Raw genomic sequence first — 14,792 nt, 5'->3', positions numbered from 1 at the left:
AAAGGTAAAATCATGCTTTTCGGCAAGACCATCCTCATTACCGGCGTTGCTTCGGGCATCGGCGCGCGTGCCGCGGAGCTTGCGGGGCAGATGGGAGCCGATGTCATCGGCGTCGATGTCCGGGAGCCGACATCGAGCATCAGCTCCTTCATCAAGGGGGATATCTCAACCGCCGCCGGCGTCGAGGACATCGTCAGGCAATTGCCCAGTCGCATCGATGCCTTGGCCAACGTCGCCGGCCTCTCGGGAAGCACCGGCGTCGTTGCGACGCTCGCCGTCAATTTCTACGGCCTGCGCGCTCTTTCGGAAGCCGTTGCACCGCGGCTGCGTGAGGGTGGAGCGATCGTCAACGTCGCCTCGATCGCCGGCTATGGCTGGCGCGCCAATCTGGAACGGGCCAAGAACCTGACGGCAATCGAAGGTTTTCCGGATGTGGCCTCTCTGGTCAGCGAGTACGGACTGAAGAACGAGGAGGGCTATCCGCTTTCCAAGGAACTGCTGCTGCTTTGGACGATGCGCGCCGCGCATCAGCCTCTCTTCAAGGAGCACGGCATTCGCGTCAACGCTGTCAGCCCCGGTCCGGTCGAGACGCCGATCCTGAAACAGTTCCGAGCCGTGCTCGGCGATGCCCGTGTCGACAGCGATATCACCCGTGTCGGCCGCGCTGGCACATCGGCTGATATCGCGCCCGCCATCCTGTTCCTCTGCTCGGACGGCGCGCGCTGGATCAACGGCGCCAACCTGCCTGTTGATGGCGGGCTGGAAGCTTCCATCAATGCGGACGTGCTCGGCTTCTGAAACGTGTCGGGCAAAAATGCGTAGCGGTCTTTCGATAACGACATACGACAAATCAATAACTTAAAGCGCAAATGGCGAATCTGACAGATCGCAATGCGCTTTAAATACCATCCTCATCAGGAGACAAGAGATGAACATTTCCCTTCTCATCAACGGCGTCGACAAGCCGGCCGCCAGCGGCCGCACCTACGACCGCCGAGATCCCTTTACGGGAGAGATCGCCAGCACGGCGCCAGCGGCAGGGCCTGAGGATGTCGCCGCCGCGGTCGAGGCTGCCTCCAGCGCCTTTTCCGCATGGTCGAGCACAGGCCCCGGGCAGCGCCGTGCGATCCTCGCCAAGGCCGCCGATATCATGGATGCCAAGGTCGGCGAGTTTACCAAGCTGATGATGGAGGAGACGGGGGCGACGGCGCCGTGGGCCGGCTTCAACGTCATGCTCGCGGCCAATATCCTGCGTGAGGCCGCGGCCATGACGACGCAGATCGGTGGCGAGATCATCCCATCCGACAAGCCCGGCACGCTTGCCATGGGCGTGCGTCAGGCCGCCGGCGTCTGCCTTGCCATCGCACCCTGGAACGCGCCTGTGATCCTGGCAACGCGCGCCATTGCCATGCCGATCGCCTGCGGCAACACCGTGATCCTCAAAGCCTCCGAGCAATGCCCCGGCACGCAGCGGCTGATCGCGACGGCGCTGACGGCGGCGGGTCTGCCCGCCGGCGTCATCAATGTCATCACCAATGCGCCGGAAGACGCGCCTGGTATCGTCGAGGCGTTGATTGCCCATCCCGCCGTCCGTCGTGTCAACTTCACCGGCTCGACCAAGGTCGGTAAAATCATTGCCGAGCTGAGCGGCAAGCACCTGAAGCCCGCTCTTCTGGAACTCGGTGGCAAGGCGCCGCTCGTCGTGCTTGAGGATGCGGATATCGATGGCGCCGTCAACGCGGCGATCTTCGGTGCCTTTATGCACCAGGGCCAGATCTGCATGTCGACCGAACGCATCATCGTGCATCAGGCGATCGCGGATGCTTTCGTCGCCAAGCTTGCGGCGCGTGCAGCCGTTCTGCCCGCCGGCGATCCGCGCGGCCATGTTGTCCTCGGCTCACTGATCAGCCTTGAAGCCGCCAAGAAGATGGAGGAGTTGATCGCCGACGCTGAGGCCAAGGGCGCCAAGCTGGTTGCCGGCGGCAAGCGCAGCGGTACCGTGGTCGAAGCGACTTTGCTCGATTTTGTCACGCCTGACATGCGGGTCTATTCGGAGGAATCCTTCGGTCCCGTAAAGCCGATCATCCGCGTGGCGGACGAGGATGAGGCGGTGCGCGTTGCCAACGATACGGAGTACGGCCTCTCGTCCGCCATCTTCAGCCGCGACGTGCAGCGGGCGCTTGCTGTGGCTGGCCGCATCCAGTCAGGCATTTGCCACATCAACGGCCCGACCCTGCATGACGAGGCACAAATGCCCTTCGGTGGTGTCAAAGGCAGTGGTTATGGCCGCTTTGGCGGTAAGGCGGCGATTGCCGAATTCACCGATCTTCGGTGGATCACGATTGAAGATTCCGCTCAGCACTATCCCTTCTGAAGGTCACGACAGCGCTCACGATCGCTGACACTTCTAAGGAGTTCGTCGTTAAGACGACCTAGGATCGCAGGAGCACGACGATTGACGAAATGTCGAGCGCTTGGAGGGCATTCGCGCCCTCCAACGTCACGGAATCCGCCCCTTGATTGCATTTTCCCGAGATGGATGGTTCATGGCAACGTCGGCGAGACGTCATCGGCATGTCTCTTAGACTCCCTCTAGAGGCTTGTACGCACCCGCGGACGTTGAAGTTCGGCCACTGCCATCACAAAACGGAGTTCCGTCTTGCCGCAGTTGAGATACGCATGCCTGCCCTCGGTCCGAGCCAGGACTGACGAGCCTGACTGAACGAGAAACTCGTCGTCATCGACGCGCAGGGTTAGCTCACCGAACTCTATGTTGAGGAGTTCCAGGGTTCCCGGGGAGTGCCCTGGAGATTCAAACATCTCTCCGGGATACATCGTCCAGCGCCAGAGCTCGATTTCATCCGGCCCATGCGTTCCCACCAAAAGAGTTGCGCTTCCTCCGTTTGGCCCACGCCAAAGCGTCGATGCGTCCTCCGGCAGAACAATTCGTACTGGGACTGTAGACGCGACACCGACGAAATCGGCGACAGAAACCCCCAAGGCCGTCGCTGCTCTGCACAGGGTGGCGATGCTGGGATTGGCTGTACCCTTTTCGATCTCGACAAGCATCCCTTTGCTGACCCCGGAGCGTTTAGACAATTCATCAAGGGTAAACCCACTCTGACGTCTGAACAGCTTGAGGTTTTGGGATACGGTGACGCTGACGCGTTCAATATCAGCTACCGATTCGGTCGATATATTGATTTTCTTTTCCATGGTCATTATTGTAGACCAAATTGGTCAATAAGAGCTAGACGGCATGTTGAAATTTCCGATCATCGACAAGCAAATCGCAGACATTGCTCCCGACTTTCGGGCAATCAGCATACTTGTCGATGCAACGAACGCCGGTCAGGGCAGCATGGGGCCCAACCTCCTGGAAGAGGCCTGCGACCTCGTGCAGGCAGGCGGTCCCGCCTGGAGCGAAGCTCATCTGTCCGGCTGGAACGAAGTCTACGCTAGATTTGGTGCAAAGCCCAATCGAACGCCGTGCTCGGCTCAGGCGTTGAGGAAGCGGGTTGAGAGAGACGGCCGAATTCCGTCCATCAATCCGCTCGTCGACCTTTACAATGCCATCAGCCTGCGGTTTGCCATTCCGGTGGGCGGCGAGAATTTCGATGCATATGTCGGAAAGCCGAGGCTATCGGTATCCGATGGAACAGAGCCATTTGACACCGTGATGAACGGCGAAGCTGTGATCGAGACCCCCTCCAAGGGAGAGGTCATCTGGCGAGATGATGTCGGCGTCACTTGCCGGCGCTGGAACTGGCGACAAGGTACGCGGACCAGGCTGGGCCGCCCTAACGGGGGGCGCATGTGGTTCATTTTGGAGAGCTTGAGGAGCATGCCGGAGGAAGCGCTCGACGAGGCCGGAGACATGCTGGCGAACGGCTTAAAGCTGCTGATGCCAGGATGCGAAATACAGAGGCAGAAGATTAGCCTCGGCTGATCTCGTTAGACTGAAATACCGCATAGCTCTGCTCAGGGTGACTTGCGACGGACTTCGCGGTGAGAATGAAAGCTTACCGACCCTCACATCTGAAAATTGTCGTCGCGAGGACGCGGTAGTGGCGGAGCTTTGCCTGCAGAGAAGCAGGTCGCTCGCTAGAGTTCATGCAGTGTTAAGTGTCGCAACGCCTTGACCAGAATTGCACTTGGGGCTGATCGATTCTATCGCAAAGATGCCGTTGACAAACTTGCGATATCGGGCAGGCGCGTAGCGTTCACCGAAACCCTTCGGTCAGTTGATCCGCCAAGCTCTCAACGCTGGTCACGATGAAATCCCAGGCGCCGTCGGCCTCGAAATCCTGGTTCTGATGTGGTCCATATTCCGTCGGTCGCGCGATAAAGGCCGTTCGCAAGCCGAGGGACGCGGCCATACGCAAATCGCTATTGTGGGCCGCGCAGAGCATGACCTGACCCGGCTCTAGGTCAAGCAATTCGCATGCGCCAAGATAAGTCTCGCGGTCGGGTTTGAAATAATGAAACAGGTCCGAACCGAAGATCATGTCCCAGGGAAGTCCTGCGTGCTTCGCCATGTTGAGCAGCAGGGATACGTTGCCGTTCGATAGCGGCGCGATGATGAAGTGCTGCTTGAGTCGAGTTAGCCCCGATACGGAATCGGGCCACGGACGGAGACGATGCCAGCCTTTGTTGATGTGGCGGAGGTCGCCTTCCGATAGGCCGCTGATGTCCAACGCCGCCACGAGCTTGTCCAGCGTTGCACGATGCAAATCATCGAGCTTCGTCCACGGGCGCAGCCCCTTTCGGACCTCATCCATCGACGACACGTAGTTTCCGCGCCAAGCATCGACCAGTCCAGTCCAGTCGGCGTCGACGCCTCGCTCAAGGCCGAATGCCGTCAGTTCGTCGATCAGGCTCGTGCGCCAATCCACGATGGTGCCGAACGTATCAAAGAGAAGCGCGCGAGGCTTGGTCATGCTGGTGGCCTTTCTAAACGGCAAGGATGCCGGAACGAGACATGAACAACCGGCACCTGCCGCCCGTCCGCCATAGTGATTTCACGATAACGACAGATTGATCATTCGAAAATGACATGACATTATATTTCAGAAATACGGAATTCCAATGGTGTGAGTATGAAGGCACTCGATATAGAGGCAGTGCAGGCATTCGTGTTGGTGGCCGATCTCAAGAGCTTCACCCGCGCGGCCGAGGCGATGGAGAGTACGCAGTCCATGATGAGCCTAAAAATCAAACGGCTTGAGGATAGGCTCGGTCGCAGGCTGCTTGAACGCACACCACGTATGGTACGGTTATCAGCGGACGGTGCCACCTTCCTCGGACCGGCGCGGGCGCTGGTAGCCGCACATCAAGGCGCGGTTGGCTCTTTCGCAATCAAGCCGCGCCGATTGGTTGTGGGGATAAGCCACCATGTCGTCGGAGCCGAATTGCCGAGCTTGCTGAAGCGCATGAGCCGCGCCGAGCCTGGACTGGTCATGGAAATGCGAGTCTCGATGTCGCGGGAGATTCTCGATGATTTCGATCGCGGTGTGCTCGATGCGGCGATCGTGCTACTTCGCGACAATCGCCGCCGCGACGGTGAGATCATCCTTGAAGAGACATTTGGCTGGATGGCTGCACCAGATTTTGAGCACCACTCCGGCGAACCGCTCCGCCTCGCTACACAGGCTGAACCATGCAGTGTGCGCAGCATGGCAACGGCAGCACTCGACGCGGCCGGAATTTCTTGGACTGAAGCGTTCGTCGGCGGTGGCATTCCGACCATTGGTGCTGCAGTTGCGGCTGGTCTAGCAGTTGCGCCACTCGGCCGGCGCGTGGCGCCAATCGGAACGGTGGACGTCGGCTCCCAGCTTGGATTGCCATCGCTGCCGTCGCGCGATGTGATGCTTTATTCGGCCGTGACTGATCGACCAGCACGCGGTTCGCTCAAGACGCTTGCGGCGGCGATCCGCTCTACTGTGATCTCCTAGCCGCGGCCTCCTGCGACTGCCTTTCGTAAGGCGTGCTGTTTCGATCATGGTTGCGCGCGGCTCTCACAGAAAGTTGGGATTCCAACCCGATGAACAGGTCAATAAGAAACCCTCGCCGGCCCGAGCCACGTCGATTACCGCTCGTGAGGACTTACACAAGACCCGGCCCAGCTCCTGAGAACGAGCACGGCAATCTTTCCAAAGTAGAGCGCGGAAGTCACAATGAAACCCCTTGACGGACTCGAACCACCGTTGAACCTTTGGCTGGCGCTGCGGGAAGCTAAATGCTTGTGCTGGTAACATATTTTCTCACCGCTGATGCGATATCAGAAGTAGATGAACCTGTTGCCCAAGCCACATACTTGCTCTCTACAGCGAATGACCCTGCCTTTTCGGCGCTTCATAACTTTGGATTGCGTGAAGTAGAATAATCAATCTAAGAGTTATTGCTTCGGCAGCGCTACTATGAGGTCGGCAGCTAGAGCGCGGTCCTCCTCTGGCGCGGCTTGAAGGGCTGAACGCATCAACGCCGCCAGTGCCGGATCGCGTTGGGCCGCGTTGATAACAACGCGACCAACTGCAGCTTCTCGCGATAGAGGAGATGGCGATGATACCCGATAGGACTGGCGAGGTTGTTGGAACATTAGATATAGCGCTGCCAGAATTATGACGGCGATACACAGAAGGGCAATCGTGAGAATTTTGAAAGCCATGCATCCTCTCGCTGATTTCTTTTCTGATACCGCTCTTAAGTTTTAGCGGCTTTTGCACACATGGAAAGCGATCCATGACGAGGACAGACGCTAAATTGATGCCTTCGCTGGTCGCTGACGTGGCGCATCATGTTGCCGCCGTTGCTGATACACATTAGCGCTAAGCGGTGAATTAACGCGGTGATTAAGAGCCAATCGGCGTGACAAACAATTGACATTTCAAAGATGGGTGGAGTCATTTGGCGACGCCGATTCACAGCGACCGGCTCGTTTAGCTGGCGTGGCCATAGTCCAGCGTGCCGGACCAGAGATGTAAATCGGCAAGGGGTCATGACAACGAGACGCATAATAACTGTTTGTAATTCCTCATGCTGTAGGGGTTCCGTCGCGGCGCGGAATCACAATGGAGCGGCGCGTACGATCCTCGATGCTCTCAAGAAGATCGAAGAGGGGGCTTCTCCGATGGGAGGCTAACGGGATCCACGAACTCTGCCCCATCTGCGACTCCTGTGGACAAACAAGCCCAAATCAATAATTGCAGCCGGTCAGCGCAGGCCTCGTCAGGTCAATAGAGATAACGTCCCGTCCTCCTAGTCTGGCTATTCGTGAAGTTGAACGGTTCCCACATGACGATGTCATCGAAAAGTCCGCACCCGGCAGCAGTTGAAAGGCTGCTCGCCGCAACGCTTGCGGCGCTGGTATACGGCCTGTTGCTCTATATTGTGATCTGGGCGTCGGACTACTGGGATGCCCTGCCCTTTTTTGCGGGGCTGATATTCATGCCAATGGCGATCGCAAGCGTGGGATCATGCATTTTAGATCCACGTGCCAAAAGCAAGCTTTGGCATCATGTCCGTGTAATCTGGATGATTATTGCCATTCTTATCGTCCTCACCATAATCTTCTTTAATGAAGCTGGCATGTGCGTGGTGATGGCAGCTCCTTTTTTCATGGGCTTTTCGGCACTCGGATCGGCCTTGACGCTGGTCACCATCCGTTTCTTCCGTTCCCGGCGCTCATCGACTTTGGTTATCGCTTTGCCTTTGATCGTTCTACCGATGGAGCCGCATATCTCCTATGAACCGCATGAAGGCTCGGTCACGACGACGATTGATATTGCTGCGCCACCCGATCTCGTATGGAATCAGACGATAGAAATCCCGAATGTTCGGCCGGAGGAGCTGTCATGGACGTTCTCTCATAACTTGCTTGGTCTACCACAGCCTGTGGACGCACGATTGGACAGCCGCGGCGTCGACGGGGTGCGCCAATTGCAATGGACACGAGGCATCAGGTTTCAGGAAATCATCACGCATTGGGACGAGAATCGTTCACTTGCCTGGAAGTTCCACTTCGCTCCCGACGCCATCCCCGCCGCAGTGGAAGCGCACATCAAAGTCGACAGTGCCTATCTCAAACTGACGGGCGGCGCCTACGATCTCCAGCCGCTCCCGGGCGGCAGAACGCGTCTCACCTTGACGACGCGTTATCGAATTGCAACGCCAATCAACATTTACTGCGATTTTTGGGGGAAAGTGTTCCTGAACGATTTCCATAGCGTTGTATTAAAGGTCATCCGTGATCGATCCGAGAAAATTGCCGGCGCGGCATGACGCCCCGGCCGTTCTTGAGATACATGGGCCGCGGCATTGAGCCGAATAAAGCGCTGTCGCCAGCTCTCGCTGCCATCCAGTATGAATAGCTATTTTTATTCCAGATGTTTCGTTTTCCTCCGAGGCTGCGCCTGCTTCTTTCGCGGCCTCGGCAGCGTCTGTCGTCGGGTTATATTATTTCAATCAGCAAGACGCTCGTATGATATCGAGCTACGGACGTGACTGAGAAGACAAGCTACTATCACCCTTGCAGCAACTGCAGCGCAACTAATCTGACGAGGCGTCTGCCGAATGGCAGTTTGTGAATCGGCGCGATGATTAGGAGCTAATCGGCGTGACAAGCAGTTGATATTTCAAAGATGAGTGGGGTCATTCGGCGACGCCGATTCACAGCCGGTGATCAGAACGACACCTCGGTTGACCGCGCACCGCGTCAAGAACACCATAGCGCCCCCTTCGCCATATGTGGCCGGGCACAGCCTTTGGCCGGCAGCGGTAGAGGCTGGCCCGGATGCCACAGCCCGAGGCGCTGCTGGATGTTCGGCATCTCCGCATCGATGACGGCAAGCTGATTGTTGTCGCCATAACGCGTCGCGCTGCGAAAGTGCAGCACATCCCGGTAGGTGGCGCCCGTGAGTTGGCTCACGGTCACCCAATAGCCAAAGGGCGCGTTTTGGGTTGGCTCGACGGAGATGACGTAGCCCCGAAGCGGCCCTGTGTCGACGTAGCGAATCTCTTGGTTATTATTGTGCCCGACCACAGATCGGTAAGCAGGCACGAAGACGTCACGGGTGCGATCGTAACCGAACAACGCCATGGCACGCAGCTGGTCTCCGTTCGCCGCATACAAGCTGCTCACGTCGAGGCGGAGCAGCACGACACCGTCTGCTGGATGTACGAGGGTCGGCGTTCCGATATAGTGCGGCTGAACGAAATCGCTCTTGGCATCACCGCCGGGCGGTAACAGGAGCATATCAAGCTGAGGTAGGCAAGTTCGGCCGTCATCTTTACTGAGGCACAGTGTGATGAGCCCGTCCTCCATATCGCCGGAAGGTGTGTCGTTCACTGGCGGCTCCTGCGTGGCGACGAAGCGCCACGGCGAAGGCGTTGCGAACGGCTTCGACAGATCGAGCGAAGCAATTGTTTTTGCCGGGCCGGCCATGACAGGTGTGGTCATCGCTGACACGGTCAGCACTACCGCTGCGAGCTTACCAAATATCGTCATCGTCTCTCCATTCTGTATTCATAGCGCAATACTTCCGACGCTCTTGTCATAGCATGAACAGTTCCTCGCGCACCTCGGGCGGATCCGGCATGACGGACGTTGGCCATTTCTGTGATCGATATTTCTTTCAACATCACTGCGGAACCATTGCGACGATCGTGCTGGCCGCGACCCTGGTGACAGGATTACGCTCTATGTAAGTTGGATTGCCGGCTTGCATGCACTGTTTGTCGCAAGCCGACGTAATGACGCCGCACTCTGCCGCAGGCGACGAGCCCTAATGATTACAGGGCACCAACTGGGTAGGGTCGGCGGGATTTTGGCACCAATCGCTGAACCCATCAGGAAGATTGGGGTCCCGCGAGTCCGATTGAGCTGGCCCTGGAGACTGATCAACTGGTCGACCTATGCCACCAAAAGTGTTCGTTATGGCATGAGCTGCCGCGATTGAATTCGCAGAAAACCGTTGAATCGAATTGTATCGTGCCTTCATAACGGCGTTGTACTTTTTCTTCCATGCCGTACCACGCACCTTATCGCCTTTGGCGATAATATCCTCGCCCTCCGGAATCATCTCGGCAATCTCTGCGTCGTACTTCAGGATTTCGGGCGGATCGAGGCCCGCAGCGACCATCTTTCGGTCAGTCTCCGTTATACCCGCTATGGCCGCAGAATTAGGGCTGCCACTTGCATTCGCGGCCTGTGCTCCGGTGTTCCTCGGACCCGCGGTGGTGCACCCCGCGAACAGAGAAGCCACGCACATGACGGCTATACTTCTAACGACGAAATGCATTGACACCTCTTAGGGTTTGCGGGAAGCAGGTGCTGCTCGTTATCGGCCATCTATTGCACGCCAGCGGCGGGAACAGAGGCCGGATACTGCGATGTAATGATCCGACATGCCTTTCCTCTCTTGGCTCGTCACTGCGCCATGGCTCCTTTGACTGCCTCGTCCTGGCTTCGCATGCCTTGCGATTGAGCGCTGACGGATATCATGTCGGAGGCAAGCGCCATCCACCCACTCTGGATCGGTGGCGGCAGCGCCAGCTTTTTCGAGAGCGTCGGCGGCCTCAGAGGAGGTTGAGCCTGATTCAACTGTTTGATGATCACGTCCCAACCCGTAGAGGTATAACTGCCCCGCGGTAGGCCGGAACCCTGATCCTGATCGACAGGGGCGCTCGGGTTCGACACGTAACTGATCGTATCCGTGCCTTGAGCGGCGACTATCCCGAGGGGGCAACCACCTTCGACGTGGGCGACAGCGTCGAACCCGAGAAAGCAGGTCACCCGGTTGGCGCACAAAATCCATGCGCGAGCAGAAGGACAATTAAGGCGCAAGCACAAGCGCTCCCAGGATAAAATAGCGTTTGGGAATTAGTGCCACTCGGGTGCGGTACCGTTCAAGACCGACCAGCGCGAGCACGGTGTCATCCGGTCCATATAAAGTGCAGTACCGTCCGCTTCGATGCCAGCCGTCGGATTGCGGTCGATCTGTAGACGGTTAAAGCATGATGTCCGCATTCTGACCCATATACAAACGGTGTCCCTCTGATAGCCGGCGAAGCAATGGTCACCATTGGTCAGGGGTCAGTCTACGGAATTATCACACAAAGACCTGAAATGCATGGACCGCCGCGCTATCTGACGCCCAACTGGGACGAGGTCGAGAAATCGGTGTGGCTACTGGAAGATTTGGAGTCTGAGATCATTATGACGGGTCATCGCCGGCCGTTGCACGGAGAGAAAATGCGCGCGCGACTGCACGAGCCAGCGAAAAACCTTGTAGCAATCGCGGTATCGGAGGACCGGCGTTATGCTCTCGAGCCGGCGAAGCCTGGATGGATCAGCAACGCCCACCGTCATCTTAACAAAGTCCGATACCAACCGGCCTCTCAGCTTTTGGAGCATCTGCTCTTGATGAGATTCGAGCCTAGAACCCGCTTTTCCGACCACGCATCTCGTGAAGCCCACCGCTGCTCTGATATTGACCCGGTGTCACGCCCATCACCCTGCGAAACATCGCGATGAAGGCACTGACATTGTCATAGCCGAGGTCCAACGCAATCATCGTGACTGGAGCGCCGTCCGCTAACATTGCTATCGCACTTAAGACCTTCGCGCGCTGACGCCACGCAACCATCCCCATTCCCGTCTCCCGCGTGAACAGACGCGCCAGGGTCCGCGCACTCAGACCTCCCAAGGCCGCCAACTCATTGATCGAACGATCGTCAGACAAATTCGCCAATATTTGATCCGTGACACGGCTGATAGGGCCGCTGCTCGGGTTCGGCAAGCCAAGAGGATCCTCCCGAAGCTCCGCAATTTCATCGACAATGACCTGCGCGAGATGACGCTGAGACGGTGTGCGCGCTGAGTTATCCCATCGCACAGCTCTTCGCACAAGCTCCTCCAGAAGAGAACTGACATAAAGTGTTTTCGGCAGGGTTGGCAACGCTTCGCAATGACGCTGCGATACATAGATACTCCACCCACGGAAGGGCCCATGCGAATGAACTGCATGAGGAACATGGGGCGGCATCCAGATGGAATGGGTCCTCGGGACAATCCACCAGCCCGATGTCGTTCGAACAGACAGTAGCCCCTCCCGGCTTCCAATAATCTGGCCTGCCGCATGCGCATGCATAGAAGTTTTGCGGGCTGCGTCTTCGTGCCATTCGACAGCCAGCACCATCTCATCGTCAGGAAATGACGCTATCGCATTTTGGGTCAAGGTGGGTCGGCGCATGGCGATTTCACGGTATATTTTGGCAAATTTAAGGTAGTTATACCATCACAGCCGGCTAAAGTAACCCTCACATTCCCAGCACCAGCAACTTCATCAAGCTGCAACTGAAATCCGCGGCGTCATGAATGGGCGCAAACATGCCCATCAGGCAACTGGCTGCCGACCTCCAATGATCTCCACGATCGATGAAAGGCCCTCCCCATGAGTAATCATTCATCTGACCAATATGACGTACTTATGCATAATCAGACAGCTTGGGACCTGGAGGCAGACCGCAAAGGGCCCTGGTCCCAACCCGTCGCAACTGAAACCGTTGCTTTCGCGCGCCGTGGCGATTGGAAAGTCCATCTGACCCCCTCGCCTCTAGCAACTGATTGGCTTGGCAAAGTCGCAGGCAAGGAGATTCTTTGCCTTGCATCTGCCGGCGGACAGCAAGCGCCGGTTCTTGCGGCGGCCGGTGCAAAGGTGACGGTCTTCGACCTGTCCAGCAAACAGCTTGCCAAGGATGCCGAGGTTGCCGTTAGAGACGGCCTGACATTAAAGATTGTTCAGGGTGATATGCGCGACTTATCGATCTTTTCAGATGGCTCATTTGACCTGATTCTGCATCCGATATCAAATCAGTATGTACCGGATATCCAATCTGTTTGGAATGAAAGCTACAGAGTTCTTCGTAAGGGCGGAGTGCTTCTCGCCAGCTTCTTCAATCCCGTACTATTCGTCGCGGCAAGAAGCCTAGCTGACGTGAGTGACGATTGTATCCGTCTTCGGTACAAGGTCCCATATTCCGATATAGCTGACTTGAATACCGAAGAGCTGACCAACAAACGAGAGCGTAGCGCCCCTCTTATCTTCGGGCATGATCTTCAAACTCAGATCGGCGGCCAAATATTGGCCGGCTTCGTCATCGATGGCTTTTTTGAAGAGTATCATCCGACGCCCAGATTTGCTTTGGAGCGATACGTTCCCAGCTTTATTGCGACGCGAGCTCTGAAGCACTGATGTGCCGGTGTGGGGCGATGATATGAAAATTTAATTGCGCGCCGCAAAACTCGGGGCGCAAGTGTCCGGCCTTTATTGGGGCCCTGCGACAATTTAGAAAGCGGCTCGAATGAGCGGCTAAGCTCGAAAGTATCGTTCGTATGCCTCCACTTCGGCGCTGAGATCACTCCTATTCCGTCGAGAGCGCGTGAATAGGTGACGACAGCTCGTCCGCTTTGAATCGAGTGAACCGGAATCGTCGAGCGTGCCGGCAGGCACGGTCCGGATACCCGGCCACGGCTTGTGGCGTGAGACCCAGGTTCGAACCGCACCGTGGGCAGAAATAATCGTCCAGCCATCGTCCCGACTCGTCGGACAAATGACGATACCTCGCAGGTTCGATGCCGGAAAATTCGATATTGCCTTCTTGGAGCAGTGCTTCCACCCCGGACCTGGAACCGGTGCGGCGTTGGCACCAGAGGCAGTGGCAGACGGTAACGCGTTGCTGATCGCCGACGCACGTATAGCGGACCGATCCGCAAACACATCCGCCAGACCACGACTTGGTTCTCGAAGAGACTTCGGTCACCCGGTTACGTGGAGACAGGAGTAATTCGCTTTTATTTCGTTTGAAATGTTCGAGCGGGTGAATTGGTTGAGCGGAAGACTGGACATCGTTACCGACGCCGGATAGAACACTTCTACTTCGCCGTGCCTCGCGCCCGGCGAGGAAATTTTCCCTATCGCAGATTCGATCTAGCGCAGTCGTCCCGGCTTGCGACGTCGATTGTGCGTCTGGGAATCTCACAATGGAAAATCTTGATCTTCGCGCCGACTGTGCGCGATGCGCCGGGCTTTGCTGCCTCGCTCTCTCCTTCGACCGATCCAGCTTGTTCGCCATCGACAAAGCGGCAGGTCACCCCTGCCCGCATCTCGACGACTGCGCCGCATGCACCATCCATCTCCGACGCGCCGAGCTTGGTTTTCGCGGATGCATTGAATTTGACTGTTTAGGCGCTGGGCAGCGTGTCACCCAAGAAATCTTCAAAGGTCGCAATTGGATAGAAGACCGATCGCTGTTGGGTCCAATGTGTCAGGCATTCACCACCGTCCTGCGGGCGCACGAATGTCTGTTGCTGCTGAGGGAGGCGAAGATCCTTCCTCTCTCATCCTTCGATCGGCAGAGATTGGCCGAATTGCAAACGGCTATCGAGAATGCTGGTGCCTCTATTCAATTGGTCGAGGCGCTGAGGTCGGAGACATCAAGGTTTCTATCAAGCCTCCAATCCTACTTCAGGGATGACCCGGAGGGGGAAAGACTTAATTTGTTGCGCACGTCCTGACTTTTTCACTGGCTGAAGCGGTTGACTTTCGCGACCGCATTTTGCCCAAAACACCTCAGGGTACACCCGTGAGTGACGAATAAATGTAACGTGTACAGAGTGAAACAAAGGGGTGGATTTTCGGCTCTGACTCACATTTGCTGCTGTTGAGGATGATGCTTCTGCTGGTTCATCGGAGGATCAGCTATGCAGCAACGATTTCAACGGGCGAGCCTCG

12 protein-coding genes are annotated in these 14,792 nt (G+C 57.0%); 7 read left to right on the top strand and 5 right to left on the bottom strand.

The features are described from left to right. The first annotated feature begins 12 nt into the window (after window positions 1-12). Window positions 13-798: a coniferyl-alcohol dehydrogenase gene (locus BJ928_RS31185; protein ID WP_047634177.1), complete on the top strand. Its 786-nt coding sequence runs from the start codon at window positions 13-15 to the stop codon at window positions 796-798. 130 nt (window positions 799-928) lie between these two features. Further along, entirely contained in the window at window positions 929-2,374 is a 1,446-nt protein-coding gene (locus tag BJ928_RS31180; protein ID WP_047634176.1) for an aldehyde dehydrogenase, read from the top strand. Window positions 2,375-2,592: 218 nt separating this feature from the next. On the opposite strand, the gene BJ928_RS31175 is transcribed toward BJ928_RS31180, so the two are convergent. Then, window positions 2,593-3,216 (bottom strand): helix-turn-helix domain-containing protein, encoded by a 624-nt coding sequence (locus tag BJ928_RS31175; RefSeq protein ID WP_047634262.1) that lies wholly within the window; start codon window positions 3,214-3,216, stop codon window positions 2,593-2,595. 43 nt (window positions 3,217-3,259) lie between these two features. Here BJ928_RS31175 and BJ928_RS31170 point away from each other — a divergent pair, with 43 nt between their 5' ends. Further along, on the top strand, window positions 3,260-3,949 hold the full coding sequence (locus tag BJ928_RS31170) for a B3/4 domain-containing protein (RefSeq protein ID WP_120296746.1): 690 nt from the start codon (window positions 3,260-3,262) through the stop codon (window positions 3,947-3,949). A 274-nt stretch (window positions 3,950-4,223) separates the two neighbouring features. Here the strand turns inward: BJ928_RS31170 and BJ928_RS31165 are convergent, their stop codons facing one another. After that, complete coding sequence (locus BJ928_RS31165; RefSeq protein WP_047634175.1) at window positions 4,224-4,940, bottom strand: haloacid dehalogenase type II; 717 nt, start codon at window positions 4,938-4,940, stop codon at window positions 4,224-4,226. A gap of 159 nt (window positions 4,941-5,099) precedes the next feature. Between BJ928_RS31165 and BJ928_RS31160 the strand changes: the two genes are divergently transcribed. Both BJ928_RS31160 and BJ928_RS31150 read left to right on the top strand, forming a co-directional pair. Next, a complete protein-coding gene (locus BJ928_RS31160; protein WP_047634174.1) occupies window positions 5,100-5,954 on the top strand; it encodes a LysR family transcriptional regulator in 855 nt (284 codons plus the stop codon). A gap of 1,339 nt (window positions 5,955-7,293) precedes the next feature. Beyond that, the gene (locus BJ928_RS31150) at window positions 7,294-8,280 is read left to right on the top strand and encodes a hypothetical protein (RefSeq protein WP_047634172.1); all 987 of its coding nucleotides are present in this window, start codon (window positions 7,294-7,296) and stop codon (window positions 8,278-8,280) included. 433 nt (window positions 8,281-8,713) lie between these two features. Here BJ928_RS31150 and BJ928_RS31145 read toward each other — a convergent pair whose 3' ends face one another. The 3 genes from BJ928_RS31145 to BJ928_RS31125 form a co-directional block, all read right to left on the bottom strand. Then, complete coding sequence (locus tag BJ928_RS31145; RefSeq protein WP_052227833.1) at window positions 8,714-9,505, bottom strand: hypothetical protein; 792 nt, start codon at window positions 9,503-9,505, stop codon at window positions 8,714-8,716. A 277-nt stretch (window positions 9,506-9,782) separates the two neighbouring features. After that, complete coding sequence (locus BJ928_RS31140) at window positions 9,783-10,139, bottom strand: hypothetical protein (RefSeq protein WP_147413961.1); 357 nt, start codon at window positions 10,137-10,139, stop codon at window positions 9,783-9,785. Between the two features lie 1,296 nt (window positions 10,140-11,435). Continuing rightward, a complete protein-coding gene (locus BJ928_RS31125; protein WP_047634168.1) occupies window positions 11,436-12,251 on the bottom strand; it encodes a helix-turn-helix transcriptional regulator in 816 nt (271 codons plus the stop codon). 201 nt (window positions 12,252-12,452) lie between these two features. Here BJ928_RS31125 and BJ928_RS31120 point away from each other — a divergent pair, with 201 nt between their 5' ends. After that, window positions 12,453-13,253 carry a class I SAM-dependent methyltransferase gene (locus BJ928_RS31120; protein WP_047634167.1) on the top strand — a complete coding sequence of 267 codons (801 nt, stop codon included), beginning with the start codon at window positions 12,453-12,455 and terminating at the stop codon, window positions 13,251-13,253. A gap of 788 nt (window positions 13,254-14,041) precedes the next feature. Then, on the top strand, window positions 14,042-14,575 hold the full coding sequence (locus BJ928_RS38965) for a hypothetical protein (RefSeq protein ID WP_183079477.1): 534 nt from the start codon (window positions 14,042-14,044) through the stop codon (window positions 14,573-14,575). Window positions 14,576-14,792: the final 217 nt, after the last annotated feature.

This window comes from Rhizobium sp. WW_1 (assembly GCF_003610155.1).
Lineage (GTDB): Bacteria > Pseudomonadota > Alphaproteobacteria > Rhizobiales > Rhizobiaceae > Rhizobium > Rhizobium tropici_A.
This window is presented reverse-complemented; position numbering and strand designations above follow the sequence as displayed.

Coding starts and splice junctions, on each gene's coding strand:
- BJ928_RS31175 (WP_047634262.1), bottom strand. CDS start 3,216: ATGGAAAAGAAAATCAATATATCGACCGAATCGGTAGCTGATATTGAA.
- BJ928_RS31180 (WP_047634176.1), top strand. CDS start 929: ATGAACATTTCCCTTCTCATCAACGGCGTCGACAAGCCGGCCGCCAGC.
- BJ928_RS31185 (WP_047634177.1), top strand. CDS start 13: ATGCTTTTCGGCAAGACCATCCTCATTACCGGCGTTGCTTCGGGCATC.
- BJ928_RS31140 (WP_147413961.1), bottom strand. CDS start 10,139: ATGGTCGCTGCGGGCCTCGATCCGCCCGAAATCCTGAAGTACGACGCA.
- BJ928_RS31125 (WP_047634168.1), bottom strand. CDS start 12,251: ATGCGCCGACCCACCTTGACCCAAAATGCGATAGCGTCATTTCCTGAC.
- BJ928_RS31165 (WP_047634175.1), bottom strand. CDS start 4,940: ATGACCAAGCCTCGCGCGCTTCTCTTTGATACGTTCGGCACCATCGTG.
- BJ928_RS31145 (WP_052227833.1), bottom strand. CDS start 9,505: ATGACGATATTTGGTAAGCTCGCAGCGGTAGTGCTGACCGTGTCAGCG.
- BJ928_RS31150 (WP_047634172.1), top strand. CDS start 7,294: ATGACGATGTCATCGAAAAGTCCGCACCCGGCAGCAGTTGAAAGGCTG.
- BJ928_RS31120 (WP_047634167.1), top strand. CDS start 12,453: ATGAGTAATCATTCATCTGACCAATATGACGTACTTATGCATAATCAG.
- BJ928_RS31170 (WP_120296746.1), top strand. CDS start 3,260: ATGTTGAAATTTCCGATCATCGACAAGCAAATCGCAGACATTGCTCCC.
- BJ928_RS31160 (WP_047634174.1), top strand. CDS start 5,100: ATGAAGGCACTCGATATAGAGGCAGTGCAGGCATTCGTGTTGGTGGCC.
- BJ928_RS38965 (WP_183079477.1), top strand. CDS start 14,042: ATGGAAAATCTTGATCTTCGCGCCGACTGTGCGCGATGCGCCGGGCTT.